The 25,499-nt window shown below is 41.0% G+C and carries 28 protein-coding genes and 1 pseudogene; 20 read left to right on the top strand and 9 right to left on the bottom strand.

Annotated elements, in window-relative coordinates; translation table 11 throughout:
- Positions 1–51 precede the first annotated feature (51 nt).
- The gene (gene speB / locus N8A86_RS18395) at positions 52–834 is read left to right on the top strand and encodes an agmatinase (RefSeq protein WP_273566701.1); all 783 of its coding nucleotides are present in this window, start codon (positions 52–54) and stop codon (positions 832–834) included.
- A gap of 110 nt (positions 835–944) precedes the next feature.
- Here speB and N8A86_RS18390 read toward each other — a convergent pair whose 3' ends face one another.
- On the bottom strand, positions 945–1,298 hold the full coding sequence (locus N8A86_RS18390) for a 4Fe-4S dicluster domain-containing protein (RefSeq protein ID WP_273566700.1): 354 nt from the start codon (positions 1,296–1,298) through the stop codon (positions 945–947).
- Positions 1,299–1,397: 99 nt separating this feature from the next.
- Between N8A86_RS18390 and N8A86_RS18385 the strand changes: the two genes are divergently transcribed.
- From N8A86_RS18385 to N8A86_RS18335, 11 genes are all read left to right on the top strand, one after another.
- The gene (locus N8A86_RS18385; RefSeq protein WP_273566699.1) at positions 1,398–2,459 is read left to right on the top strand and encodes an acyl-CoA reductase; all 1,062 of its coding nucleotides are present in this window, start codon (positions 1,398–1,400) and stop codon (positions 2,457–2,459) included.
- A 92-nt stretch (positions 2,460–2,551) separates the two neighbouring features.
- Positions 2,552–3,616 (top strand): 3-phosphoserine/phosphohydroxythreonine transaminase, encoded by a 1,065-nt coding sequence (gene serC / locus N8A86_RS18380; RefSeq protein WP_273566698.1) that lies wholly within the window; start codon positions 2,552–2,554, stop codon positions 3,614–3,616.
- Positions 3,617–3,663: 47 nt separating this feature from the next.
- Entirely contained in the window at positions 3,664–4,008 is a 345-nt protein-coding gene (locus N8A86_RS18375) for a four helix bundle protein (RefSeq protein WP_273566697.1), read from the top strand.
- 45 nt (positions 4,009–4,053) lie between these two features.
- Entirely contained in the window at positions 4,054–5,004 is a 951-nt protein-coding gene (locus N8A86_RS18370) for a D-2-hydroxyacid dehydrogenase (RefSeq protein ID WP_273566696.1), read from the top strand.
- Between the two features lie 80 nt (positions 5,005–5,084).
- Positions 5,085–5,720: a DUF937 domain-containing protein gene (locus N8A86_RS18365; protein ID WP_273566695.1), complete on the top strand. Its 636-nt coding sequence runs from the start codon at positions 5,085–5,087 to the stop codon at positions 5,718–5,720.
- 69 nt (positions 5,721–5,789) lie between these two features.
- A complete protein-coding gene (locus tag N8A86_RS18360) occupies positions 5,790–6,248 on the top strand; it encodes a DUF6146 family protein (protein WP_273566694.1) in 459 nt (152 codons plus the stop codon).
- A 29-nt stretch (positions 6,249–6,277) separates the two neighbouring features.
- A complete protein-coding gene (locus N8A86_RS18355) occupies positions 6,278–6,595 on the top strand; it encodes a DUF6787 family protein (RefSeq protein ID WP_273566693.1) in 318 nt (105 codons plus the stop codon).
- Between the two features lie 51 nt (positions 6,596–6,646).
- Entirely contained in the window at positions 6,647–6,952 is a 306-nt protein-coding gene (locus N8A86_RS18350; RefSeq protein ID WP_273566692.1) for a hypothetical protein, read from the top strand.
- Between the two features lie 63 nt (positions 6,953–7,015).
- Positions 7,016–9,412 carry a TonB-dependent receptor gene (locus N8A86_RS18345; RefSeq protein ID WP_273566691.1) on the top strand — a complete coding sequence of 799 codons (2,397 nt, stop codon included), beginning with the start codon at positions 7,016–7,018 and terminating at the stop codon, positions 9,410–9,412.
- An 18-nt stretch (positions 9,413–9,430) separates the two neighbouring features.
- The gene (locus N8A86_RS18340) at positions 9,431–10,009 is read left to right on the top strand and encodes a type 1 periplasmic binding fold superfamily protein (protein ID WP_430682167.1); all 579 of its coding nucleotides are present in this window, start codon (positions 9,431–9,433) and stop codon (positions 10,007–10,009) included.
- A 225-nt stretch (positions 10,010–10,234) separates the two neighbouring features.
- Positions 10,235–11,125 (top strand): succinylglutamate desuccinylase/aspartoacylase family protein, encoded by an 891-nt coding sequence (locus N8A86_RS18335; protein ID WP_273566690.1) that lies wholly within the window; start codon positions 10,235–10,237, stop codon positions 11,123–11,125.
- Here N8A86_RS18335 and N8A86_RS18330 read toward each other — a convergent pair.
- From N8A86_RS18330 to folE, 5 genes and pseudogenes are all read right to left on the bottom strand, one after another.
- Positions 11,109–12,008, bottom strand: coding sequence for a sterol desaturase family protein (locus N8A86_RS18330; RefSeq protein WP_273566689.1), 900 nt, complete (start codon positions 12,006–12,008; stop codon positions 11,109–11,111). The two genes, N8A86_RS18335 and N8A86_RS18330, sit on opposite strands and share 17 nt — an antisense overlap.
- Positions 12,009–12,064: 56 nt before the next feature.
- Complete coding sequence (locus N8A86_RS18325; protein WP_273566688.1) at positions 12,065–12,538, bottom strand: monoheme cytochrome C; 474 nt, start codon at positions 12,536–12,538, stop codon at positions 12,065–12,067.
- A 1-nt stretch (position 12,539) separates the two neighbouring features.
- Positions 12,540–13,760 (bottom strand): sulfite oxidase, encoded by a 1,221-nt coding sequence (locus N8A86_RS18320; RefSeq protein WP_273566687.1) that lies wholly within the window; start codon positions 13,758–13,760, stop codon positions 12,540–12,542.
- A 126-nt stretch (positions 13,761–13,886) separates the two neighbouring features.
- Positions 13,887–14,188, bottom strand: a pseudogene (locus tag N8A86_RS18315) (hypothetical protein).
- Positions 14,189–14,332: 144 nt separating this feature from the next.
- Positions 14,333–14,932, bottom strand: a complete 600-nt coding sequence (gene folE, locus N8A86_RS18310; RefSeq protein WP_273566686.1) for a GTP cyclohydrolase I FolE — start codon at positions 14,930–14,932, stop codon at positions 14,333–14,335.
- A gap of 237 nt (positions 14,933–15,169) precedes the next feature.
- On the opposite strand from folE, the gene N8A86_RS18305 reads away from it, so the two are divergent.
- Genes N8A86_RS18305 through N8A86_RS18295 form a run of 3 tightly spaced genes read left to right on the top strand, consistent with a single transcriptional unit; the run spans position 15,170 to position 17,197 of the window.
- A complete protein-coding gene (locus N8A86_RS18305; RefSeq protein ID WP_273566685.1) occupies positions 15,170–15,853 on the top strand; it encodes an ABC transporter ATP-binding protein in 684 nt (227 codons plus the stop codon).
- Between the two features lie 25 nt (positions 15,854–15,878).
- Positions 15,879–16,436, top strand: a complete 558-nt coding sequence (locus N8A86_RS18300; RefSeq protein WP_273566684.1) for a CPBP family intramembrane glutamic endopeptidase — start codon at positions 15,879–15,881, stop codon at positions 16,434–16,436.
- Positions 16,433–17,197 (top strand): TIGR02757 family protein, encoded by a 765-nt coding sequence (locus N8A86_RS18295; protein WP_273566683.1) that lies wholly within the window; start codon positions 16,433–16,435, stop codon positions 17,195–17,197. Before N8A86_RS18300 ends, N8A86_RS18295 begins: the two co-directional genes overlap by 4 nt.
- A gap of 15 nt (positions 17,198–17,212) precedes the next feature.
- Here N8A86_RS18295 and N8A86_RS18290 read toward each other — a convergent pair whose 3' ends face one another.
- Positions 17,213–18,229 (bottom strand): fasciclin domain-containing protein, encoded by a 1,017-nt coding sequence (locus N8A86_RS18290; protein ID WP_273566682.1) that lies wholly within the window; start codon positions 18,227–18,229, stop codon positions 17,213–17,215.
- A complete protein-coding gene (locus N8A86_RS18285; protein WP_273566681.1) occupies positions 18,195–18,620 on the bottom strand; it encodes a hypothetical protein in 426 nt (141 codons plus the stop codon). The genes N8A86_RS18290 and N8A86_RS18285 overlap by 35 nt, the downstream gene beginning before the upstream one ends.
- A gap of 466 nt (positions 18,621–19,086) precedes the next feature.
- Between N8A86_RS18285 and N8A86_RS18280 the strand changes: the two genes are divergently transcribed.
- From N8A86_RS18280 to N8A86_RS18260, 5 genes are all read left to right on the top strand, one after another.
- Positions 19,087–19,962, top strand: a complete 876-nt coding sequence (locus tag N8A86_RS18280) for a hypothetical protein (RefSeq protein WP_273566680.1) — start codon at positions 19,087–19,089, stop codon at positions 19,960–19,962.
- Positions 19,963–20,158: 196 nt separating this feature from the next.
- Positions 20,159–21,643: a S10 family peptidase gene (locus N8A86_RS18275; protein WP_273566679.1), complete on the top strand. Its 1,485-nt coding sequence runs from the start codon at positions 20,159–20,161 to the stop codon at positions 21,641–21,643.
- A gap of 15 nt (positions 21,644–21,658) precedes the next feature.
- Positions 21,659–22,345, top strand: coding sequence for an SGNH/GDSL hydrolase family protein (locus N8A86_RS18270; protein ID WP_273566678.1), 687 nt, complete (start codon positions 21,659–21,661; stop codon positions 22,343–22,345).
- Positions 22,346–22,351: 6 nt separating this feature from the next.
- Positions 22,352–23,332 carry a phytoene desaturase family protein gene (locus N8A86_RS18265; RefSeq protein WP_273566677.1) on the top strand — a complete coding sequence of 327 codons (981 nt, stop codon included), beginning with the start codon at positions 22,352–22,354 and terminating at the stop codon, positions 23,330–23,332.
- Positions 23,332–24,069: a phytoene desaturase family protein gene (locus tag N8A86_RS18260; RefSeq protein ID WP_273566676.1), complete on the top strand. Its 738-nt coding sequence runs from the start codon at positions 23,332–23,334 to the stop codon at positions 24,067–24,069. Before N8A86_RS18265 ends, N8A86_RS18260 begins: the two co-directional genes overlap by 1 nt.
- Here N8A86_RS18260 and N8A86_RS18255 read toward each other — a convergent pair.
- Complete coding sequence (locus N8A86_RS18255) at positions 24,066–25,490, bottom strand: arylsulfatase (RefSeq protein WP_273566675.1); 1,425 nt, start codon at positions 25,488–25,490, stop codon at positions 24,066–24,068. The two genes, N8A86_RS18260 and N8A86_RS18255, sit on opposite strands and share 4 nt — an antisense overlap.
- Positions 25,491–25,499: the final 9 nt, after the last annotated feature.

The raw sequence follows: 25,499 nt of genomic DNA, 5'->3' as shown, positions 1-25,499 counted from the left end.
TTTACTTTATATTTAACCTGCCCATGATCGGCACAAAAAAAGCTTTTTTCTATGAACAAAATAACGTTACAAGGAATCCTCTACGATAAAAAATCATCCTACCTTAGGGGGCCAGCTTTGGCCCCGCCCCTGATACGAAAAGCATATAGAAGTGACTCTGCCAACTATTTTACCGAATCAGGGTTGGAAATCCGGCCTGAGCTATTTGACGACAAAGGCGATTTCGAAATCGAAGACTATTTTGAAATCGAAAAAACCACCAAAGAAAACTTGGCTCAGGGCTTTCCTTTAATGACTTTAGGTGGTGACCATTCAATTACCTATCCCATTATCAAATCATTTTTTGAAAAGTACGGCCCGATCGATATTTTGCACATCGATTCCCATGGTGATTTATACGATATATTCGAAGGCGACAAATATTCCCATGCCTGCCCCTTTGCACGAATTATGGAAAGCGAACTGGCCTCTCGGTTGGTCCAAATCGGAATTCGAACCTTTTCCACCCATCAAAGGGAACAGGCCAAGAAATATAAAGTGGAAACCATTGAAATGAAGGATTTTCACCTTTCAAAACTTCCGAAATTTGAGAATCCGATATATCTGTCGCTTGATATTGATGCTCTAGATCCCGCATTCGCCCCAGGAGTTTCACATCATGAACCAGGAGGATTCAGTACACGGGAAGTGTTAGTCATAATCCAAAATATAAATGTATCGATAATTGGAGCGGACATTGTGGAATATAACCCTACTAGAGACATCAATGGTATGACTGCTATGGTTTGCGCGAAGCTTTTAAAGGAAATCACTGAGAAGATGTTAAACATTTGAGCTAGAGGCGGGATGCTAAAATTTCTCAAATTAAAAAGCTCCAACTTTGTTGGAGCAAAAAATTGTCTTGATTCTTGGTTCTAGCAGTAAAACGGTCTAAAATCCTTTTTTTACCCATCAGGATGCATAAACGCCTGCTTCGCCAACAATGTTTCTTCCGATTCTACATGATCTTCATCAGGAACACAACAATCTACAGGACATACGGCCGCACATTGGGGTTCTTCATGAAAGCCCATGCATTCCGTACATTTATCGGGTGAGATATAATAGATTTCGTCACTTATCGGTTCTTGGACCGTATCTGCGTCGACCGCTTTACCATTGGGCAACACAACATTGCCTTTAAGCGAGGTACCATCTGAGTAACGCCACTCATCCGCACCTTCGTAAATGGCCGTATTGGGGCATTCTGGTTCACAGGCTCCACAATTGATACATTCATCCGTTATTATAATCGCCATGATTTTCTCTTTCTTTTAATGCCGAAAAACGATCGGCATCATTACTTTTGCAATTCATTCGTGCAAAGGTACTGCCTAAAACAATTTCGAACAAATATAATGGACGTACATCATCGGCGATTACAAGCTTTTGTTAAACTTGGCGATTTTCTTAACTCATATTGCGAATATGTTAGTCAAGGAGGCCAATCTATTGAGAATCAAAATGATTGGTTTTCAAAACTGGATGATGCCATTGTCTTGGCAGGACATAAAAATGGATGGTTTACCAAAAAGAATATCCTATTCTCAATTGAAAATTGGGCAAAACTTTTGACCAATGAAAAACTAAATAATTGGTTATCGGACTATGATTTAAAGAAGAATAGTCCAAATAATGTGGCCTTGATTATGGCCGGAAATATTCCCCTGGTAGGCTTTCCTGATTTTTTAGCGGTGCTGTTGACAGGTAACACTGCATTAGTAAAATCATCCTCGAATGATTTTGTTTTGTTACCTTTTATTACCGAATTCCTGATTAAAAAAGAACCTTCGCTGGCCAAGGCGATTATTTTCAAGGAAGATCGATTTACCGATTTTGACAAGGTCATTGCCACCGGAAGCAACAATACAGCTCGGTATTTTGAATATTATTTTGGAAAAGTTCCCAACATTATACGTAAAAACCGAAACTCGGTCGCTGTATTGAACGGGTTTGAAAGTTCGGAACAATTGAAGGCCTTGGGTGAAGATATTTTTCGCTATTACGGATTGGGCTGCCGTAACGTCTCCAAAATTTTTGTTCCCAAGGGATATGATTTCGATTCGTTCTTCAAGGCATTATATCCTTTTAAAGAAATAATAGAACAAGTAAAATACGCCAACAATTACGATTATAATAAAGCGGTTTATTTAATGAGTGAGTTTGATTTTTTGGATAACGGATTTTTAATGTTAAAAAGGGATGATAGCTTCGCCTCACCCATCGCAACCCTATTTTATGAGGAATATGACGATTTGGATGCTATGAAAGCACGTCTTGAATCGGATACCGAAAAAATTCAATGTGTAGTGGGAAGTGGAATACTTCCCAACGAAATACTTTTTGGACAAACCCAAAAACCCCAGTTGGATGATTATGCAGATGGAATCGATACTGTTGAATTCTTGTTAAAAACATAACAGAATTATTTTTTTTCGGAGCGGTTAGTTACCTATAAATTTATGACCTTTAGCTCCTTGATTATTTCATCATCAATTCAAATTTTAAGAAAATGAAAAAACATAATTTCAGTGCTGGCCCTTGTATTCTTCCACAAGAAGTCTTTTTGAAGGCCTCGGAAGCCATCATGGATTTTAACGGATCCGGACTTTCTTTAATAGAGGTTTCGCACCGAAGCAAAGATTTCGTGGCGGTAATGGAAAGTGCACGATCATTGGCGTTAGAACTTTTAGGACTTGAAGACCAAGGATATCAGGCATTATTTCTTCAAGGAGGTGCAAGTATGGAATTTCTCATGGTCGCCTATAACCTGTTGGAAACGAAGGCCGGATATTTAAATACAGGTACTTGGGCCGATAAGGCCATTAAAGAAGCAAAACTGTTCGGTGAGGTGGTCGAGGTGGGCTCCTCCAAAGATGAGAATTTCAACTACATCCCCAAAGGGTACAGTGTTCCAACCGGACTTGATTATTTACACTTGACTTCGAACAATACCATTTTCGGGACACAGATCAAAAAATTTCCGACGACAGATGCCCCTCTGGTGTGCGATATGAGCTCCGATATCTTTTCAAGACAACTTGATTTCTCAAAGTTCGATCTCATCTATGCCGGGGCACAAAAAAACATGGGTCCCGCGGGCACAACTTTGGTAGTGGTGAAAGAAGATATTTTGGGTAAAGTCTCTCGAAAAATACCTTCTATGCTTGATTATAAAGTGCATATCTCAAAAGACAGTATGTTCAATACGCCTTCAGTGTTCGCTGTTTATGTTTCTATGCTGACATTACAATGGTTGAAAGATTTAGGGGGTATTTCCGCTATTGAAGAAATCAATGACAAGAAAGCACAATTGCTCTATTCCGAAATCGATTTGAATCCTGTTTTTGATGGTTATGCAAAAAAAGAAGATCGTTCGAACATGAACGCAACCTTCAATATTACGGATGACAAATTAAAGGACACCTTTGACACTATGCTAAAAGAAGCTGGAATTAATGGCCTCAATGGTCATCGATCCGTTGGCGGGTATCGGGCCTCAATGTACAATGCCCTCTCACTAGATAGTGTGGGTATACTTGTAGATGTTATGAGCGAAATGGAACGCAAAGGGTAAGGTGTAATTCTAAATGTTAAATTTTAAGTGTTGGATTTAAGACAAATGTGTTGATTGAGGAAAAAAGTTTCCAATTCGCACTTAATACCATCAACTTGGTAAAAATCTTACGCGCTCATAAAGAATATATCTTTGCTAATCAGCTGCTAAGGTGCTCCACAAGCATCGGAGCAAATGTTGCCGAGGCTGGAGCTGGACAGTCCAAAAAGGACTTTATTGCCAAGATGGCAATAGCTTCGAAGGAGGCCAGGGAGACACGGTACTGGTTAAAACTTATTAAAGAGAGCGGCCTTGTTTCTGAAGATTTAGAATTTTATTTAAAAGAGATTGAAGAAATTATCAAGATATTGACCAAGATAGTTAAGACAAGTCAATCGAACTCGAATTCTTAGAAGTAGTGCATTTACAACTTAAAATTTAACACTTAACATTCTTTCATGAAAATATTAGCAAACGACGGCATCTCGCAATCCGGAATATCAGCTTTGGAAAGTTCGGGTTTTGAAGTATTGACTACCACCGTTGCTCAAGAGCAATTGGTCAATTTCATTAACGAAAATGGCATAGTAGGGCTATTGGTACGCAGTGCAACTAAAGTTCGTAAAGATGTCATAGACAACTGCCCGACCCTGAAATTGATTGGCCGTGGTGGTGTCGGCATGGACAATATCGATGTGGAATATGCCAAGGAGAAAGGGTTACATGTGATTAATACTCCCGCTGCTTCATCTGAGTCAGTTGCCGAGTTGGTCTTTGCCCATCTATTCGGGGGAGTGCGTTTTTTGTACGACGCCAATCGAAATATGCCTTTGGATGGGGATAGCAAGTTCAAGCAACTTAAAAAATCGTATGCAGGCGGTATTGAACTTCGCGGAAAAACCTTAGGTATTATCGGTTTCGGCCGTATTGGTCGCGCTACCGCAAAAGTCGCACTGGGCGTTGGCATGAAGGTCATCTACTTTGATCCTTTTATTGAATCTGCATCGGTAGAAGTACCTTTTTTTGATGGGCAGTCAGTTACCTTCGATTTCAAAAGTATGTCGAAGGAGGATGTGCTGAAAATTTCCGACTTCATTACATTGCATGTTCCGGCGCAAAAAGAGTATGTCATAGGCAAAAAAGAATTTGAATTAATGAAAAGTGGTGTGGGCATAGTGAATGCCGCGCGTGGCGGAGTATTAGATGAGGTGGCGCTCGTCGATGCCTTGGAAAACAACAAAGTAACCTTTGCCGGCCTCGATGTTTTTGAATCTGAGCCAAACCCCGAAATCAAGATTCTTATGCATCCGAACATATCGTTGACCCCACATATTGGTGCGGCGACGGGTGAGGCGCAGAACAGAATTGGTTCCGAATTGGCAGAACAGATTATAAGATTACTGAAATAGTCTTCTAAATTTTCGGGTAAGCCCTGAGTTATCCTTCTTTTTCGTACATTGGGCATCTGAACTTTAAAACACTAATGAAAATGTCAGGATTATTAGATTTGCTAAGCAGCCCCATGGGCAAACAATTGATTAGCGGGGTTGCCGGTCAAACCAATCAACCCGAAAATAAAACGGCCGATGTATTGAGCATGGCCATGCCTTTAATTTTGGGTGCCATGAAGAAAAATGTTTCTTCGTCTCCCCAAGGCGCACAAGGTTTAATGAACGCACTTTCCAACAAACACGATGGTAGTATTTTGGATAATCTAGGAGGTCTTTTCGGAGGCGGAGTCGATGATGAAGTCGTACAGGATGGATCAGGAATTCTAGGTCATTTATTTGGCGGAAAACAAGCGAACGTTGAAAATGCCTTAAGCCAGAAATCAGGTCTAGATGCAGGTTCAATTGGAAATATCCTTAAAATAGCTGCTCCTATCGTTATGGGTTTTGTTGGTAAGCAAACGGCCCAGAGCAATGTACGGGATGCTAACGGCATGAACAGCCTTTTAGGTAGTATGTTGGGCGGTCAGCCACAACAAAACCAAAGCCTTATTACAACTTTGTTGGATGCCGATGGCGATGGTAGCATCTTGGACGATGTCGCCGGAATGGTCATGGGGTCGAATAAAAAGAGTGGTGGTCTAGGCGGATTACTTGGAGGACTTTTCGGCAAATAACCCGCACTTAACATAATTTAACTAAGCCGTCAACCAAAAGGTAGGCGGCTTTTTTGTATCTTAAGTCTCATGACAAAGAGTTATATTCTTCTTGGAATAGTATCATTTACATTCCTCTTGCTTGTCGGCAGTTGCAACAGCTCGAAAAAAACGCTAGTACACTCCGATGAAGAAACAAAAGCCTTTGCGCAAACAGAAGGTGATACCATTCAGATTGCCAGCGATAAGACCGAATACGAAATTATTATTATTGAACCTGGCTTTAATTATTGGCTTCGTAGCATAGCGCAACCAGAGGGATATTACTCTCAATCCTTTTTAGAAAATCGAAATCAAGTCTTTGTAATGAACTGGAATCAACGAGTACTCTTACCATCACAATACGACCCAAGTCTTTATGAGCTGCAAATCGACTACAATCCGAATATCGATTATGGGTACGAGGTCAACTATAAGCTTTACAACTACTTCATTTATTTTCAAAGGCGCTACAAACAACGCTTAGGGCCCTGGCTTCCCCGTATTTGAATCCTATCTTTGCCTATTATAATTTATCCATGCAAAAACTAAAGCAACGTTGGGGCATTACCTCCAATTTTCAGCTCATTATTATTTTCATAGTTTTCGCCATTACCGGATCTTCCTCCGTATATGTGGCCAAGCCTTTTTTAGAGCTAATCCATTTAAATCGTGATAGTTTTGCCCAAGCTTGGTGGGGCGGCACCTTATATTGGACTTTGAGAATATTGCTGATTTTTCCATTCTATCAAGTATTATTAGTGCTTTTCGGTTGGATTTTCGGGCAGTTCAAGTTCTTTTGGCAGTTCGAAAGGAAAATGCTCATTCGGATGGGTCTAGGCTTTCTTTTCAAATAAGTTAAGTTTTCTTTAACATTCTTTTCTTTTGCTTTCGTTTAATTTTAGACCGTGAAAAATAAAAAAATAGGTTCGGCTATCGCTTTTCTCCTATTTGCCTTGCTTTTGGTAAAGGTCTCCGCTTTTCATGTCTATACTCATCATGACAGTCCCACCGATGAGTTGGATAATTGCAAAATCTGTCATTTGGTGCTTGAAACCCAATCATCGGAACAACAGGTAGAACCTGTACTTTCTTTCGATATTGCTAAAATTGCGGTTATCGGCGAAAATCCCATTATTCGGGAAAACACTGTTTTCACTTCTTTTCTTTTACACTATCGATTGTTCGGTAGGCCCCCGCCTTCCATAGGATAAATCCGCATTTCAACAACCCATTTTTAATATAACGGCACTCCTTTGAGTGTCAAATCCTCTTTGATGAGATTTATTCTATCCATTCTTTTTTGTGTGGTATCCAATATCTGTTTTTCACAGGAATGTGAGCGTATCCTTTTAGGAGAAATCGTAGATTTCCATGATAATACCCCGCTATTGGGTGCTTCCATAACCATTACAGGGAGGTCGAATACCACCACCTCAAATGCCGAAGGAAAATTCACTTTCAAAAATCTGTGCAACGGTGTCATTGAACTCGAGGTATCGCATCCTGAATGTAAATCGGAATTCATTACCGTCGAGATTAAAGGAGATACGTATCAAAAAATCAAACTGGAGCATCACTTGGAGGAATTGGACGAGGTCAAGGTAGTCGGTTCATCCGTTATAAACAAGACCGCTTCTAGCCAAGAGGAAAGCCTTTCCCTGAAGACCGTGGAACGTTTTAGCGGAGGAAGTTTGGGAGATGCCCTGAAACAAATCAACGGGGTTTCCTCGCTTAATACGGGAGCGAACATCGTTAAACCTGTTATTCAAGGGCTAAACGGAAGTCGCATTCTTATTCTTAACAATAATGTACGGATGCAAGATATGGAATGGGGCGAAGAACATGCGCCGAATGTCGATATCAATGCGAATCAGAATATAAGTGTGATTAAAGGTGCCGCGGCTCTTGAATATGGTGGCGATGCCATCGGTGGTGTCATCATCATGGATCCCTTGCCTATCGTAAATACCGATTCCCTCTTTGGAAAAACGCAATTGAACGCATTTTCGAACGGACGTGGGGGAAATATTACCTCAAGTCTTGTCAAATCTTATTCCAGTGGTCTGTATCTTAAAGCACAGGGTTCTTTTAAATATTTAGGCGATTTGGAATCTCCCGACTACCTGTTGTCCAATACCGGAATACAAGAGCGAGGAATTTCTCTTACCGTCGGAAAACGAGAATTTATACAAGGATGGGAGGCCTACTATTCTTTTTTTGATTCCGATATCGGTATTCTGAGGGCCTCGCACATTGGTAATGTCGATGATTTGATACAGGCCATAAATAGTGAAGAACCGAATGTTATAAACGCTTTTACCTATGACATTAATCGCCCGAACCAAGAAGTAGGTCATCATCTGGGAAAGCTGAACTATTACCGAAGGTTCGAAGGCCTAGGAAAATGGACGATTCAATACGATTTTCAACGTAATCAGCGGTTCGAATACGACATACGGGTAGGCGATGATGCCGATAAGGCCTCCTTGGATTTGCGATTGAAAACGCACACGCTCTCCACAGATTTTAAATGGGATGCCAAGCAAGGGTTTGACCTTAAAGTCGGACTTTTGGGACGGTACCAGAACAATTTCGCCAATCCCGGTACGGGTGTTCGGAGGTTGATACCGGATTATGACAAATATGATTTCGGAGGCTACGGAATAGCCGAATATCAGCTAAAAGACAACATAGTAATCGATGGCGGCCTACGTTATGATTTTACCAGAATGGATGCCAAGAAATTTTATCGCGATTCTCGTTGGGAAGAGCGTAATTATGACCAGGATTTTGCTGATTTCGTTATCGAAGATCTCGGTACGCAGCTATTGACCAATCCCGTTTTTGATTATCATAACGTGTCCGCTACAGCAGGTTTTAAGTACGATTTGAACGAGAATCATGTGGTACGGTTCAATTATTCCTTTTCGAACAGGGCTCCTAACCCATCGGAGCTTTTTAGTGATGGGCTTCATCACTCCGCCGCCAGAATAGAGCTGGGCGATTTGCGTATCAAGAGCGAGTCGGCCTCCAAATTTTCAGCTTCCCTTGAACGAAAGAGCACCGATTGGGGCTATAGTGTCGCACCTTATTTGAATTCCATCAATGACTTTATCCTTTTGGAACCTTCCTCCGTTGAATTTACTATTCGTGGGGCTTTTCCCGTTTGGTCATATCGTCAAACCGACGCAAAATTATTGGGCATCGATGTGGCCCTATTCAAAAACTGGACGGACCGGTGGCGAACCGATCATAATTTCTCATGGGTACGAGGGCATGATAAAAGTACGGATACGCCCTTGATCAATATTCCGGCTGCCAATCTAAACAATACCTTGACATTTACCGATGCAAATTGGAAAAACCTAAGGGTCGCTCTAGAGAGCCAATATGTATTTGAGCAAAAACGGTTTCCCCCCAATATTTCGGTTTTCTCGCCCGAACAACAACAAGAAGTTGAATTGGACATCAATTCGCCTCCGGAAGCCTATCATTTATTGGCTTTGGATTCCGAGATACAGTTCAGTATTTCCAAAACGAACGATTTGACCGTCGGATTACGAATCACAAACTTGTTGAATACCGAATATCGTGACTATCTAAATCGGTTACGCTATTTCGTAGATGATCTCGGCAGAAATATAAGCATACGTATACTTTATAATTATTAATCCTTAAAAACAATAAAAATGAAAACAAACAAAAAATCTATGAAAACTTCGTTTCGCTCTTATGCGCTTTGTCTATTGTTTATTCCAATGGCTTTCACATCCTGTTCCGACGACGATGAAAATCCCGTACCTGTGGATGAAGAGGAAGTCATTACAACAATGACGGTAACGTTGACCAGTTCAGGAAATTCAACGGTGACCCTTCAATCACAAGACCTTGATGGGGATGGGCCGAACGCTCCCGAAATCACCGTATCAGGAAACCTTGCAGCCAATGCCACCTATTCGGGAAGTATCGAACTTTTGAACGAAACGGAAACTCCTGCCGAAGACATTACCGAGGAAGTCGAGGAAGAAGATGAAGAACATCAATTTTTCTTTAGTACGGGTGGTTCGGTTACGGGGGCGACTTATTCAGACCAAGATGGTGATGGTAATCCACTAGGTTTGAGTTTCGAGCTTTCAACTGGCGAGGCTGGAAGCGGAACGTTGCAAATCACCCTTCGCCATGAGCCCAAAAAACCGAACGATGGCACGTTGGCCGATGCCGGGGGCGAGACTGATATTGCACAGACATTCACTGTCACCGTTGAATAGAGTTCGATAAATGTTTAAATATAAAATCGGGAGTGGAGTCATTCCACTCCCCTTTTCCCATGAGAAGCGATAAAACAAAAAAGTGGTTCGGAGCTCTATTGATGTTTGTGATTCCTTTTTTTTGCTAGCGCAAAATCAGTTTCAGGAAGTTTTTGAGAGCGAAATAAGACCGCTCAAAAAAATCTTCGAATAGAAATCGAAGATTCTCAGAACAACCAAACTTTTTTGCCCATAATCGTCATAAAAGGCAAGAAAGAGGGGCCGGTTTTTACCATGGTGGCCGGAGTTCACGGATTTGAATACCCTCCTATTGTGGCTACACAGGAACTGATGAAAGAAATTGACATGAACAATCTTTCAGGAACCCTGATTATCATTCCCATTGCCAATACAGGGTCTTTTTATTCGCGAACCCCATTTATGAATCCGCAGGACAAAGTAAACTTGAACGGAGCTTTCCCCGGTAAGTCTGATGGTTCAGTGACACAAAAAATCGCACACTTTATAACAACGAATATAATTCCCGTGAGCGATGTTTTTTTGGATATCCATGGTGGTGATGCGTCGGAAGATTTGCTTCCATTCATATGCTACTATAACAATGAAAACTATCCAGAACAGACAAAAAAAGCCAAAGAACTTTCAGAAATCAGCGGGTTTGAATACGTCGTTTCCTATGCATATACGCTAAAAAAAGATGACCCTGCGAAATATGTATTTAAGCAAGCCTGTCAAGATGGTAAGGTAGCACTCAGTATAGAAAGCGGAAAATTAGGAAATGTGCAAGAGGAGGCAGTCGCCTTGGTTAAAACTGGTGTTTACAATATGCTCAACACCATGAACATGTACCCTAAAAATATAATGGCACCTGACCAAAAGTTGATTCGATTGAACAATCAAAAGTATATCGATGCCGACGCAAGTGGTATATTCTACAGTACCTACAAAGCAGGTGACGCTGTACAGAAAGGCGATACCGTCGGACATATAACAAATGAATTCGGAACCAAGATTTCCGAGTTCAAAGCACCGGTTTCCGGGGTCATCCTTTACAAAATTTCAACACCACCGGTAAATGTAGATGATACCCTGATGTGCATTAGCTTTGCGGATTGATATCGGTCTTCTGATTTGACTTTTTGAAGCCAAAAGACATTTGACCTAAAAAGCTTTTAGGTATCTTTTCATCACCCGGAAATCCAAGTGAAATTGTTCCACTATCTTCAGGAATATAATTAGTTCTAAAAAGGTAGTCCCAAAGACTGAGACTGATACCAAAGTTGACGCCTTTACTCCCCTTGGGAAGCGTATAGGCGTGATGATATAAGTGCATCACTGGATTGTTAAAAATATACTTCAAGGGGCCCCAAGTGATCTTGATGTTAGAATGGTTCAAATGACCAATCGCAATCGCCACAAAATGAACGATGTACGCTTGTTCGGGCTCAAAGCCCCCAATGACCATTACACCCAATATTTTTAACGGTTTGTAAAGGATGTTCTCCATCCAGTGATACCGCAGGTGAGCGGCAAAACCCATTTCTTTCACACTGTGGTGGACGGAATGAAATCGCCACAGAAATTCATAACGATGTAATAAAATATGGGTAAACCATTGTACAAAGTCCAAGAGAACGAAGAAAACCGTCAACTGTAACCATCCGGGCCAGTCACCCATATTCAATAAGGTCAAACTTGATTTTGAAATACCTACATCCGAAAAGAAGATTTCAAGCAGCCTATAAAAACCACTAATAAAAATGGCAAAAATGAAAAAGTTAAAGAACATATAGAAAGCATCCAACCAAAAGTCCTTTCTGAAAATGGATTGGTTCTTTCGCCACGGAAAGGCAATTTCCAATCCCCAAACAATAAGTGAAATCAAGATTAAACCCCAAAAATAATTGGTGTACCATGGCACCTCGAAGATGATGGACCTCCACGTCCATTGTAGCGTACCAATAAAGGAATCTATAAAAGCTTCTAAATAATTTTTCAAAACAGTTTTTGTTTAGAACCACGGTGTTTTGGTCGTAGAAAAGGTTCTCTTTTACATCACTCCCCAAGTTTATACCACTCGACATCTGTTAACGCTTGTCTCCTACCCTTTTCAACCGGAGGGTAATTAGTAACAAGGTAATCCACTATAATTTTTTCATTTTCGCCTAAATCCCATAAATTTTGCGTTTTCTGCATCCAACGAATCGTCGAAATCCAACGTTCTTCGTTCATACGATTTTGGATTACCAATTGCGCAGAATGGCAGTTCGTGCAATTGTTTATGGTCTCCGTCATTCCCGGAGCTTCTATAAATCCCGTACGTACATGAATACCATCCACGATTTTGTTCGGATCATCATCTTCGGGAACAGATGTATATTCTTCGCTATTTGCAGACCCTTGTGCACTTCCCTCGTCATTCGAATACAAATATATTCCGATAATCGAGGCAACCACGACCACGGCACACATAACAATGAGAAAACGATACAACCGCCGCGAACTTTTATAGATTTCTTTATCATCCATATTAAATCACTTTTACCGCGATACGGTGACAGGCGTTGTTCAAATATCCTTTGGGGTTCCAACCGGGCAAAAGCATCGGTTGTGCTTTTCCTTTCGAATCGGTGGCCCTGGCCCATACTTCATAATATCCTATTTCGGTGAAGGGAATACTGGCAGAAAAATGCTGCCAGGCTAATCGATTAATGGGTTTTTCCAATTTGCAATCCGACCAGGTAGCCCCAAAATCAATGGAATATTCCATTTTTAAAACTTCAAGTTCTCCTGCCCAGGCATGGCCCCGGATTTCAAGTCGTTTCGATTTCGGAAAGGTGGCCCCAGATTTGGGATAGGTAATCAGAGATTTGACCGGCATCGATTCTATAATACACATATCCCCATCGCTGACTTTTTCACCGGGAGCAACAGGTTTGCAGGGAACGCGGTATGAAGAACCTCCCATTTTTTCACCATCGTGTTCTTTATTGCGTATACTAATACGATTCACCCATTTACCGGAAACAGAAGCGGGCCACCCACCCGCGACCAAACGTAAGGGATACCCATGTGCCAAAGGAATTTCTTCTCCGTTCATCTGAAAAGCCAAAAGTGTTTCATCTTGTAAGGCCTTTGCCAAAGGAGCTCCCCTAGAAATCGGTTCTTTTAATGGGTCTCGGCTTAAATGGATATCTGCGCCGTGGTACCCTATGTAAACGGCATCCTTTTTTATTCCTACATCCTCTAAAATATCTCGTAAACGAATACCCGTCCATGTTGCACAAGAGACAGCACCTATTGTCCATTGATTCCCCTTTGCGGGAGGGTCGAATTCACTTCGTCCGTTTCCTCCACATTCCAAAGTGAGCTGATAGGTATACTGCTTGAATTTCGATTTCAATTCAGCCAAGGTATAGGTTTTAGTCTGTCGGGCCGATTCCCCATCGATGGTAAGGGTCCAGCTCGAAGCATCGATTTTTTCAGGGATTATTCCATTATTTCTGATAAACATGAACTTGTTCGGCGTAATCTTATCATCCAACAAATGTGCCCTGGCCTCCATATTCCAAGGTTTGTCGTTCAACACAACCATTTCCGGGTCTTTATTGAACATTTTAAAAGGGTCGGGGTCTTGTAGGCCAAGGGGAACATACCCATCCAGTATATGATTTCCAAAAACAATTTCAGTTCCAATGGCTCCGGCCATGGTGCCCAAAATGGTTTTCTTGACAAAGTTTCTTCTATGCATGAAACGGAGCAATGAATTGGTTACCCCGTAAAGTTAGAACTTTTTACGGCACTTTTAAGTAACAAGTGTTACGGTAAAAAAACTTAAGGAAATCACTGAGTGTAATACGAAACGTCGCACAACCTCTTATTTGATATCGATAACCTTACCTTTCTTCGAACCTTTGAACACATACGTGTACAACCACATAATCGTAAAGGTCGGAATAACATCTAAGCCGGGAATAATTTCTTCTATAAAAGTGATTACTCCAGCTCCTGTCCGATCTTCCCTTTGTACATACGTGTCATCAACCAGGCGGCCAGAGGTGCCCAAACAATATCGGAAAATTCTCCGACCAAGGGAATGGTAAAAGATAGTAACCCTACAGCGTCGAATAGAAGGCCTAAAAGGAGTTTTTTATATTTATCGTCTTTTTCTATTGACATCATCTAAAATTAGTGTTCATGTCAAATAGAAGCAAATAAAGTGCCAAAAAAAGTAGTCAGTAGTCAGTAGTCAGTAGTCAGTAGAGGATACAAAAATTATTTTATAAACTCCTTAGGCTTTTTTGAACCTGAACCTGCATTTTTTCAGGATAAGTTCGAACTGATGAGTTTCAAGAACTCATTACGGGTTTCTATTTTTTCAAATTGGCCGCGAAATCCTGATGTGGTTGTCACCGAATTCTGTTTTTGTACTCCTCGCATCATCATGCACATATGCGACGCTTCGATCACTACGGCCACCCCTTTGGGTTTCAATGTGTCATTGATACACTCTAAAATATCATGCGTCAATCGCTCTTGAACTTGAAGTCGTCTTGCAAAAACATCAACGACACGGGGAATTTTGCTCAAACCGACAATATGTCCGTTTGGAATGTAGGCGACATGTGCCTTCCCGAAAAAAGGAAGCATGTGGTGCTCGCATAGTGAGTACAGTTCAATATCCTTGATAATGACCATATCGTCATAATCTTCTTTGAACATGGCACCCTGTAATATCTCAACGGCATCTTGTTTGTAGCCCTGTGTTAAGAATAACATGGCTTTGGCGGCGCGCTCAGGAGTTTTGACCAAGCCTTCTCGAGAAATATCTTCTCCTATTTCATCAATGATAGATGAATATCTACTTTTAACCTCATCGGTAATCTCTAAATTGTATTCCTCTAAGTTTCTATATGGCGACATATATTATAGCATTATTTTGTTTAGATATTTTATTCAAATATTAAACAATAATTTGATTTACTAATGACTTCTACCGAAATTAACGTATAATTCACATTATGGGCAAACAAAATAACAAATAGCACGAAATAGACTGCCAACGCAATAATTAAGTAATCAATTCAACCATAGTGCTTATCGAATAATTTTGAGGTGTTGACCGTAATGTTTACTTTTCAACTTTTATATTTTTAGACTATGATCAAGGCCACTAATATTCAAAAGTTTTATGGTAAACTTAATGTACTAAAAGGCGTCGACCTTCATATTAAAAAAAGTGAAGTGGTTTCCATTGTTGGTGCATCGGGTGCTGGTAAAACTACCCTCTTGCAAATTTTGGGAACCTTGGACTCCCAGACCAACAAGGCGGATAGTACATTGGTCATCAACGGTATTGAGGTGACCAATTTATCCGATAGGGAAATTGCCAAATTTCGCAATGAACATATCGGGTTTATTTTTCAATTCCATCAGCTATTACCCGAATTTACGGCCTTGGAGAATGTCTGTATACCGGCATTTATAAAAGGAACTTCTAAAACCGACGCCGAAAAAAAAGCTAAAGAACTATTGGATTTCTTAGGTCTAGAAGAAAGATATGACCACAAACCCAGCGAACTTTCCGGTGGAGAGCAACAGCGGGTAGCCGTGGCTAGGGCCTTGGTCAATAATCCCTCGATTATTTTTGCCGATGAGCCCAGTGGCAACCTAGATTCTGAAAGTGCTGATAATCTACATCGGCTTTTTTTTCAGTTGCGAGACCAGTTCGGACAGACTTTTGTCATTGTAACGCATAATGAAGAATTGGCCAATCTTGCAGATCGCAAATTGGTAATGGTCGATGGGGGTATTACAAATTCAGAACCTGTAACGTTAACCTAAAGGTCCTTCGACAAAAAATATCGGTATGTGGAATGATGTATTGGAATTTTTGAAAAGCCCTATCTATAAGGAGGATGAAAACCGAGAATGGTCTTACCGATTTTCTGTTTTTTTAAAACTTCTAGGTTTAGCTTTGGTTTTCAGTATAATTTTAGGATTGTTCGTCAGTTTGGTACAGACTGTCTTTGACTTGGATTTTGGTAAACATGCCATTGAAGAGGCTCTTGAAAAATATCCGCTATACTTTCTTTTCATTGGTGCAGTGTTCATAGCTCCGATACTCGAGGAAATTATATTCAGAGGCCCCTTATTTTTCTTTAACGGGTCAAAATACTTCAAATTCTTTTTCTACGCTTCGGTATTGATTTTTGGATTTTACCACATGACCAACTTCGAAATCACTTCGACAACACTTTTGTTATCCCCATTATTGGTTTCGCCGCAGTTAAGCGTCGGTGCACTTTTAGGGTTTATACGTGTACGTTTTGGTCTATTGTGGGCCATAGCACTGCATGCCGTTTACAATTTGTTGTTGGTAGGTCCGGTCTTGATTTTGAAAGTTCTAGATATCCCGTTGGAATGACCCAAACAGAACTTAAAGAGTTTTTGGATGCTAAAGCGGAGCAGTACGATCACCCTCGCTTTTTAGAGAGCGACCCGTTGCAAATTCCGCATCGGTTTACCCAAAAGGAGGATATAGAAATAAGTGCCTTTCTAACAGCTACCATTGCCTGGGGAAATCGAAAAAGCATCATCAATAACGCGGAAAAAATGATGTTGCTTTTGGAAAATGCACCCTACGACTTCATAATGAACCACAGTCAAAAAGAGCTAGAAACACTAAAGGATTTTGTACATCGGACTTTTAACGGCAACGACCTTACCTATTTCATACGGGGGTTACAAAATATTTACCAACAGCATGATGGTCTGGAAGCAGTGTTTTCCAAGGAAGCAAAAAAAGATAACCTACAAGCCTCTATTTCTACTTTTAAAAAGACTTTTTTCGAACTTCCCCATCCTGCAAGAACAACAAAGCATATCAGCGATCCATTGAAAGGTTCTGCGGCCAAGCGCACCAATATGTTCTTGCGTTGGATGGTTCGTGACAACCGCACCGGAGTAAATTTTGGATTATGGAAAAGTATCGCCCCTTCTCAATTATCATGTCCGCTTGATGTGCATTCCGGCAACGTGGCTCGAAAACTTAAGTTGCTAAAACGGAAACAAAATGATGCCAAGGCCTTGGTCGAATTGGACGAAAAACTACAGAGACTAGACCCCGATGATCCCGTAAAATATGATTTTGCTTTATTCGGATTGGGAGTTTTTGAAAAATTTTAAGTCTTTTGAATTATTTTACTTTGCCGACCTTATAAAATCGATGACACTTTGTGGAATCAATATTCTATCAATACTGTGTATTATTCCATTTGAGGCCAATTGGTCAACAGATAGTAGGTTTGCGTTGAACGCAGAGGCATCCCCTATAATAAAAGTATTTTCGGAAGGGATAATTTCTATAGACTCATCCGTCAATAAAGTTTCCAACATACCTGGTTCAAAGTCATTGGAAGCAAAATTTCCAGGAACTATATGGTATAACAATAGTTGTCGCAATACTTCAATGTAAACGGAATTGTCAAAATCGTCAAGTCCTGTAAATTCTTCGCCAAGTACATCGAAAAGGACCTCGATGGCCTGGTTGGTCGGCGCAAAAACGGTCAGGGGGGCTTCTTCCTTAAGGATTGTGTGAAGTCCTGTTTTTACGATAGCGTCACGAAATAGCGATAAATCATCCTGACTTTCGATAATTTCAAAAATAGTCGGCTTTGGAAACAACTCATCCAAAACTTCCTGTGGCAAAAGTATTTTATCGATAATATGGACAACACCGTTCGAGGCTTCATTATCAGCATTCAGTACTGCCGCAGTTTCTTCCGTCTTATCTTGAACCAAAACATCGGTAACTAAGTTAATTGTCAGTTCTTCGGTCTGAAGTGTAGTCAAGACCTTTGCATCGGAAAGGTTATCGGAGAAATAGGCGGCATCGGTTACAATATGGTATTCTAAGATTGTCGCCAATAATTGTTTTTCTGAAACTTCATCGAAATCCTTTATGGATTCGAAATCTTCCAATTGGGATAGAAAGGCCTTGAAAGCATTGTTTGTTGGCACGAATACGGTCATTGCACCTTCCGCCCGAAGCATCTCTGAGATACTAGCGTCTGAGCGTTCGAGAACATCGATCAAGGTGCTCAGTTGATTAACGTATTGTGCCAGTTCGACAATATTAGGCTTATTCTCCTCGCCACTTTCGCTTTTGTTTTCAATCGGATCATCACTTTTTGAACACGCCCGAACATTGACGGGCATAATCTTCCACTCCTGAGTTTAAAAGCCATTCTCCCCCGGTCGGGTTTAAATTTCTATCGAGATGAATTCTACTTATCGCATAATCATCTTCCGCATTCACGACATAAATATAGCCATCGCCATCTCTCAAAAACCCAGCACCATCTTGGGCTCCTACGAGCCTGAAATCATCTTCAAGCACGTCGGTAGAACTTATCAAGGAATAGGCTTTTACAAAATTGAATTGCGACTGTACGGCCACCAAGGGCTCCAATGCGGATTTGTTTTCGAAGATGGTACCCTCTGAATCATTTCCTCCAGACGAAATGTCTCCGGTAAAATCTTCGAGCTTTTCACAAGATGCAAAAGCTACGACGACGGCGCATAGCATAATTTTTTTAATCATTTTCATTTTATAAAGTTTTAAGGTTCTTGACAAACTACTTAGGCATTGTGCAAAGTGTGTTAGCTAGATTTTGTGATTAGATTAAGAGAGGTTTAACGAAATGTTACAATGTGAAATAATCAAAAAATTTACGTAGCCAACTTGTTAATCCAATTTGAACTTAATGTAAAAAATATCGTAACTATTTGTTTTACAGATTCTTGAAGGTTTTACACTTTGCCCTTTTTCAGAAAACAGTTTTGTTATGCGGAGAAATTATGAGCGTAGAACGTCTTTACCTAAACATAATATGGATAACCTTTACATCATCAATTAAAAATATTCAACTAAGATTGTCTTAATGATACACTTCTAATTTTGTCTTTTTAGAAGTTAAAGCATGTACGGAGTTAAGTTTAAGTATATCAAGGCGGGCTTTATTGGTTGGGTTCTCCTTTTTCTTGTGATAGGTTGCGATAAACAAAAAAAGTTCATGGCGGTACAAGGTTCGGTGCATATTGGCAAAAATGTAGAATTGGTTTATATAGATCAACTCGCTTCCTGCTCCGTATATATTGATAGTCTATTGAAAAGTGATAACGAAGAAAACAGAAAATACTTTTTTGCAAAAGCGAGGGGATTCTTCAAGAAGGCTGAGCCTGTTCTGTTATACAACGGCTCAAAGTATGATGCGTTACTTAATTCGATAGACCGCCCGAACGCAAAGGATAACGAAATTGCGAAAATCCGTAATGAAAAATCCCTTGAATTTGATTGGTTATGGCAAAACCTGAGCGAAGCTCTACGTTATGATTCGGCCTTAACAAAGAATTGTATTGGTTTAAAAAATAGGCTAATGGTAGCTATGGACGGACTCCATGTGGAGCGGATGGATGAACATCATCTTCTTCTAATGTTACAATATGCGCTGGTTGGCCCTATTCTAAGTGATTTGGACCAAAGTGATTCAAGTGCAATACTAGCCGTACGAGCTAGATATGAGGCAGCCAGTGTTTATCTTGGACTACAGGAGTACCTCGAAGTTTTTAAGGAGAGTTTTAAAAATCCCGATCTTTTTCGCGCATGGATGATAGAGATAAGTGTCTCGGTATCCCTTTTATCAAAAAACGATGACATCGTCTTCGACCGCAACGTTTTTATAAAGCAACATATAATTCCTCAAATGGAATTGATCAAGGCCACGGCCACTGATTGGGAAGTACCATGGCTCGATAGTATTCAATTTCGAAATAATTCCACCTTGGTAAAATCCAAAATAGCTTTTGATGCGAACATATTTAGAAACGTACTTTCCGAAGAGGTGACCAAAGCACAACCGTTTTTAAAAAGGACTGCGCCAGAACATTAGGTGAGAAGGCGATATCGATTCGCAACACCTGAAAAGTGAATGCCAAAATCGGTTTTAATAATGAGTGTGCCCTATAGTTTGAGCATGATTTCACCTGCAAGGGGGTCTTTCCCGTTAATATACCGAATCTTAGCAGTTCCCCGTGGTTTGTATAGTTCAAAATTCATATTTTTAAGGCGAGACAAAAATAGAATTCATGAAAAAAATTATACTCCCTTTTACCCTTCTCTTTGTGCTAACTACGATTTCCCAAGAACGAAAACTGCCGGTCGACACCGTCGTTACTTCGCAACACAGCGTAAATATTAATGGCACCCCGATAAGTTATACCGCCAAGGTGGGCACACAGCCGGTTTGGGACGAAGAAGGCCAACCCATCGCTTCGTTACATTATACCTATTACACTCGTAACAATGTTAAAGATAGAGCGTCAAGACCTTTATTAATTTCTTTTAACGGAGGCCCAGGTTCCGGTTCCGTTTGGATGCACTTGGCCTATACCGGACCAAGAACCTTAAAAATCGACGACGAAGGCTATCCAATACAACCTTATGGTGTAAAGGAAAATCCGTTTTCGGTTTTGGATGTTACCGATATTGTATATGTGAATCCGGCGAATACAGGCTATTCGCGTACAATACCCGAAAAATTGGAAAAGGAAGATCGTAAAAAATTCTTCGGAATCAATGCCGATATCAAATACCTGGCGGAATGGCTGAACACTTTTGTTACGCGTAATAATCGCTGGAGTTCGCCAAAATATCTGATAGGCGAAAGTTATGGTGGTCCAAGGGTGATGGGGCTCTCACTGGCATTACAAAACGAACAGTGGATGTACCTCAATGGCGTTATTTTGGTATCCCCTGCCGATTACACGATAATACGAAACGGAGGGCCTGTTTCCGATGCCATCAAACTACCCTATTATACGGCAGCGGCATGGCACCATAAAGCGTTGCCCGCTGAATTACAGAATAAAGACTTGTTGGAAGTTCTTCCCGAATCAGAGGAGTATACGGTCAATACGCTAATTCCAGCGATGGCGAAAGGCGGATTCATTGACGATGCCGAACGCGATGCGGTGGCGGAAAAAATGGCCTATTATTCAGGATTGCCCAAAAAAGATATCCTCGACCAAAATCTCGCCGTACCCACCCCCTACTTTTGGAAAAATCTTTTAAAAGAGAAAGGTGGTTATAATATTGGGAGACTGGACTCCCGATATTTGGGTATCGACAAACAATTAGAAGGTCTTCGGCCCGATTACAGTGCCGAACTCACTTCTTGGCTACATAGCTTCACGCCTGCCATCAATTATTATTTACAGGAAGAGCTGAATTTTAAGACTGACATCAAATACAATATGTTCGGTCCGGTCCATCCTTGGGACAATGACGACGAAACCACACGTGAAGACCTAAGACAGGCGATGGCACAGAATCCCTACCTTAATGTTTTGGTACAATCAGGGTATTATGACGGAGCTACGACTTATTTCAACGCGAAGTATCTTATGTGGCAGGTAGACCCTAGTGGGCGGATGAAAGACCGTTTTGATTTCAAAGGATATCGCAGCGGTCATATGATGTACCTACGTCGCGAAGATCTTCAAAATGCAAATGATGACATTCGGGATTTTATTAAAAACACATTGGCAAATGGAAAATCTGCTAAATATTGAAAACAACTGGGCTATATGAAACATTCAAAAACCGCTTTTTTGATATTGATTGCAATAATGGGGCTATCGAATATGGTACAGGCTCAAGACTGGGCCGCTTTGGGACATTTTAAGGAAGCCAATCAAAATGTGGTTCCTCCTTCGGAAGATGAAGACCGCGTCGTTTTTATGGGCAATTCCATTACAATAGGTTGGTTGAACAGTCGCCCTGGATTCTTTCAAGGAAAACCGTATATCAATCGAGGTATCAGCGGACAGACTACACCCCAAATGTTGTTACGTTTTCGTCAAGATGTAATCGACCTGCAGCCCAAAGTGGTCGTAATTTTAGCAGGCACGAACGATATAGCGGGTAATACCGGCCCAATGACCTTGGAACAGATTATGGACAATATGCAATCGATGGCCGAACTTGCCCATCAAAATAATATCAAAGTGGTGTTGTCTTCCGTTCTACCGGCCTTCGATTATCCGTGGCGCCCCGGATTGAAGCCCAATGAAAAGATTCCCGCCCTCAATAAAATGATTCAAGAATATGCCAAAGCCAACGGGCATATCTATTTGGACTATTTTTCAGAAATGGTTGATGATCGTAACGGACTCCCAAAAAAGTATGCGGAAGATGAGGTTCATCCCACCGTTGAGGGATATAAAGTCATGGAGCCCATGGTCGAGGAAGCTATTGCCAAAGTTTTGAAATAGCTAACTTTGAAAAAAATCCCATTGAACGATACTTCTTCAAAGAGTCCATCAAAGGTATATGATACCATTATTATAGGTTCGGGCGCCGGAGGCTTGGCTGCGGCTATCTGTTTGGCCCGTGAAGGACAGAAGGTTCTTGTTTTGGAGCAACATGATGTTCCAGGAGGATGGTGCCACAGCTTTTATCTTAATGGACATCGCTTTACCCCGGGCGTACACTATGTAGGTCTTTTAGGGGAAGGAGAGGCAACCAACGACTTGTACCGTGGATTGGAAATTGCCAATGAGCTTGTTTTTTTTAGAATGAATCCCGACGCGTATGAACACGTTCATATCGGTGAACATCGCTTTGATTATCCGGCGAATTTCGAACAACTCATCGATAGACTTTCCGAACGTTTTCCCAAGGAAAAGAAACGAATTCGAAAATACCTGAACCTTCTTAAAAAAGTAAGCAAAGAGTTGTTTTCAATGCCTTATATCAAAGGGTTTTGGCAAAAATTGACCTTACCCTACCGCACCAGACATTTTGGGAAATACGCCCTTTTTAGCCTTCGTAAAGTTATCGGTTGGCATATCAAAGACCCCTTGTTGCGCAATATTCTTAACATTCAATGTGGCGACCATGGCGTTCAACCTAGAAAAGCGGCCTTTCCGTTACATGCGGCATTGATGAACCACTATTTTCAAGGTGGATATTATCCAATGGGCGGAGGCGGTGCCTTGATAAAGTCGATGACAAATACCATAAAGAAATACGGAAGTGAAATTCGAACCAGCACTACCGTACTAAAAATTCTTTTGGAAGGAGAGCAAGAAAAAAAGGCAATCGGAGTACAATTGGGAGATGGCACAAAAGTCTTTGCTGAACGAATAATTTCCAATGCCGATCCGGGAATTACCTATTTGAATTTAATAGGAAAGCAGCACTTGAGTGCCAAGCTTCAAAAAAACTTGAAAAAACGAAGTATTCCTGTACCTCATTGATGCTATTCTTGACCGTTGATACTGATGTCCGCCAATTGGGAATGGATTCCGGCAACATCTGGATGATGCCCAATAAAGATGCCGATGAATATTATGACAACGCTCTCAATACCGATATTTCGAAAGGGGAAGCTTTTGAAGGAATGTTCATAAGCTGTACTACGCTAAAGGACCCTACGAGCTTCGATGGTAAGCACCATTGTTTTGAAGCGATAACGTTTATCGATTACAGTGCCTTTGAGAATTTTAAGGATGAAAAAGAGCAACGTTCCGAAGCTTATTTAAAATTCAAAACCCGTTTGACCGAAAAAATGATCAACGGCATGGATAAAGCGTTGCCGGGAATCAGCCAACACATTGTACATGCCGAGTTAGGCACACCAATAACCAACGAATATTATATCAATACCACGCTAGGTAATGTATATGGCACCGAAAAAAGTCTGAAACATATCGGTCCGTTTGCGTATAAGGCCAAAAGTGAAATTGAGAACCTCTATCTCTGTGGTGCAAGTATCTTATCACATGGCGTCGCGGGTGCATCACATTCGGGTGTCGATACGGCGGCAATCATATTAGGCAAACACCCCGATGAGTTGAAAAAACCAAGAGAAGGCCAACTTTTACAGATCTATGAAGCGGAAGATGGCTCTGACTACCCAGATTGGATGTTGAAAAAAATGGAGGTCAAGAAAGCCAGGGCAATTTCAAAACTCAAAAAAGAGAAGGTGCATTAGGCATTGGGCTCTCCTTGTAATGGGTAATCGGCGTCGAATCGATGGGCTTTCTCCATAAATCCTTTCAACCGTTCAAAGATTTCTCTGTTTTCATCGATTACATTCTTGTTTTCACCTATATCCGTTGAGAGATTATAAAGTTCCCAGGTATCACTTTTATAGATATGCAACAGTTTCCAATCCCCACTGCGAACTGCCTGCGCATCGTGGTCGCCTTCGGCGAACTCCCAATAGAGATAATCATGTTCCATTTGCGAATCAACTTCGCCCATAAGCGTTGGCAAAAACGAAATTCCATCAGTACTTCCCGTAAGATTTGCGCCTACCAATTCTGAAAACGTGGGCATAATATCCCAAAAGGCTGTCGACAAATCTGAAGTGGAATTTGGCTTAATCTTTCCTTTCCATTGTGCGATAAAAGGCACGCGAATACCGCCCTCATACAAATCACGTTTGATACCACGTAATTCTCCGTTTGAATCAAAAAAGTCAGGATTAACTCCACCTTCTTGGTGCGGACCATTGTCACTTGTGAAAATTACCAGCGTGTTTTCATCCAAACCTTTCGATTTCAGTATGTCGAGAATTCGACCCACATCGGCATCCAATAAACTAATCATGGCAGCTTTGGCCTTTTCCACCTCGGGCCAATCTTCATTTTCGTACATACCCAAATCGGGTACTTCCATACCATGTTCGGCCGTTAAATGTCCCTCATTGTTAGCATGGGGAATGGTCAAGGGTAGATAAAGAAAAAATGGTTTTTCATGGTCACTGCCTATGAAGCTCAGTGCCTCTTGGATAAACATTGAATGAGAATAGTCTTTTTTGATGGTTGCGGCTTGGCCAATGCCTTTCGCATAACCCTCGGTCTGCTTAACTATTATATTGTCCAACGGAATACTGTCTCCATTTTTGATGAGATAATCCGTGTAGTAATTATGTGCATGAATCTGGTTCAAATATCCAAAATAGGAATCGAAGCCCTGTTTATTGGGTTCGCCTGACGAACCGATTTCACCAAGGCCCCATTTACCGATCATAGCAGTTTTGTACCCGTTGCTCTTGAATAATCGGGCGAGTGTAATATCATCCGCTCCCAAAATATTGTTCCTGTTTCCCCTGACAGGGGCATGCCCTTGGTGGAGTCCGGTCATCAAAGATGCTCTTGAAGGGGCACAAACGGTATTTCCGGCATAATGACTGGTAAATTTCATGCCGTTTTGAGCCATTTCGTCGATTATAGGAGTTTTGATTTTTTCCTGCCCATAACAACCCAAATCCCCATACCCAAGATCATCGGCCAAAATATAGATAACGTTCGGGCGATGCGTCACTACAGTATTCTCCTCTTTTTTCACATCGCTTCTACAGGAAACCAATCCCAGTATTATTAAAAAAAATGTAAAACTATTTTTCATTTCACTTCT

This window comes from Maribacter halichondriae, from assembly GCF_027474825.1.
In the GTDB taxonomy this organism is placed as follows: Bacteria; Bacteroidota; Bacteroidia; order Flavobacteriales; family Flavobacteriaceae; genus Meishania; species Meishania halichondriae.
This window is presented reverse-complemented; position numbering and strand designations above follow the sequence as displayed.

Coding starts and splice junctions, on each gene's coding strand:
- speB (WP_273566701.1), top strand. CDS start 52: ATGAACAAAATAACGTTACAAGGAATCCTCTACGATAAAAAATCATCC.
- N8A86_RS18390 (WP_273566700.1), bottom strand. CDS start 1,298: ATGGCGATTATAATAACGGATGAATGTATCAATTGTGGAGCCTGTGAA.
- N8A86_RS18385 (WP_273566699.1), top strand. CDS start 1,398: ATGGACGTACATCATCGGCGATTACAAGCTTTTGTTAAACTTGGCGAT.
- serC (WP_273566698.1), top strand. CDS start 2,552: ATGAAAAAACATAATTTCAGTGCTGGCCCTTGTATTCTTCCACAAGAA.
- N8A86_RS18370 (WP_273566696.1), top strand. CDS start 4,054: ATGAAAATATTAGCAAACGACGGCATCTCGCAATCCGGAATATCAGCT.
- N8A86_RS18365 (WP_273566695.1), top strand. CDS start 5,085: ATGTCAGGATTATTAGATTTGCTAAGCAGCCCCATGGGCAAACAATTG.
- N8A86_RS18360 (WP_273566694.1), top strand. CDS start 5,790: ATGACAAAGAGTTATATTCTTCTTGGAATAGTATCATTTACATTCCTC.
- N8A86_RS18355 (WP_273566693.1), top strand. CDS start 6,278: ATGCAAAAACTAAAGCAACGTTGGGGCATTACCTCCAATTTTCAGCTC.
- N8A86_RS18345 (WP_273566691.1), top strand. CDS start 7,016: ATGAGATTTATTCTATCCATTCTTTTTTGTGTGGTATCCAATATCTGT.
- N8A86_RS18340 (WP_430682167.1), top strand. CDS start 9,431: ATGAAAACAAACAAAAAATCTATGAAAACTTCGTTTCGCTCTTATGCG.
- N8A86_RS18325 (WP_273566688.1), bottom strand. CDS start 12,538: ATGGATGATAAAGAAATCTATAAAAGTTCGCGGCGGTTGTATCGTTTT.
- N8A86_RS18320 (WP_273566687.1), bottom strand. CDS start 13,760: ATGCATAGAAGAAACTTTGTCAAGAAAACCATTTTGGGCACCATGGCC.
- folE (WP_273566686.1), bottom strand. CDS start 14,932: ATGTCGCCATATAGAAACTTAGAGGAATACAATTTAGAGATTACCGAT.
- N8A86_RS18305 (WP_273566685.1), top strand. CDS start 15,170: ATGATCAAGGCCACTAATATTCAAAAGTTTTATGGTAAACTTAATGTA.
- N8A86_RS18300 (WP_273566684.1), top strand. CDS start 15,879: ATGTGGAATGATGTATTGGAATTTTTGAAAAGCCCTATCTATAAGGAG.
- N8A86_RS18295 (WP_273566683.1), top strand. CDS start 16,433: ATGACCCAAACAGAACTTAAAGAGTTTTTGGATGCTAAAGCGGAGCAG.
- N8A86_RS18290 (WP_273566682.1), bottom strand. CDS start 18,229: ATGCCCGTCAATGTTCGGGCGTGTTCAAAAAGTGATGATCCGATTGAA.
- N8A86_RS18285 (WP_273566681.1), bottom strand. CDS start 18,620: ATGAAAATGATTAAAAAAATTATGCTATGCGCCGTCGTCGTAGCTTTT.
- N8A86_RS18280 (WP_273566680.1), top strand. CDS start 19,087: ATGGCGGTACAAGGTTCGGTGCATATTGGCAAAAATGTAGAATTGGTT.
- N8A86_RS18275 (WP_273566679.1), top strand. CDS start 20,159: ATGAAAAAAATTATACTCCCTTTTACCCTTCTCTTTGTGCTAACTACG.
- N8A86_RS18270 (WP_273566678.1), top strand. CDS start 21,659: ATGAAACATTCAAAAACCGCTTTTTTGATATTGATTGCAATAATGGGG.
- N8A86_RS18260 (WP_273566676.1), top strand. CDS start 23,332: ATGCTATTCTTGACCGTTGATACTGATGTCCGCCAATTGGGAATGGAT.
- N8A86_RS18255 (WP_273566675.1), bottom strand. CDS start 25,490: ATGAAAAATAGTTTTACATTTTTTTTAATAATACTGGGATTGGTTTCC.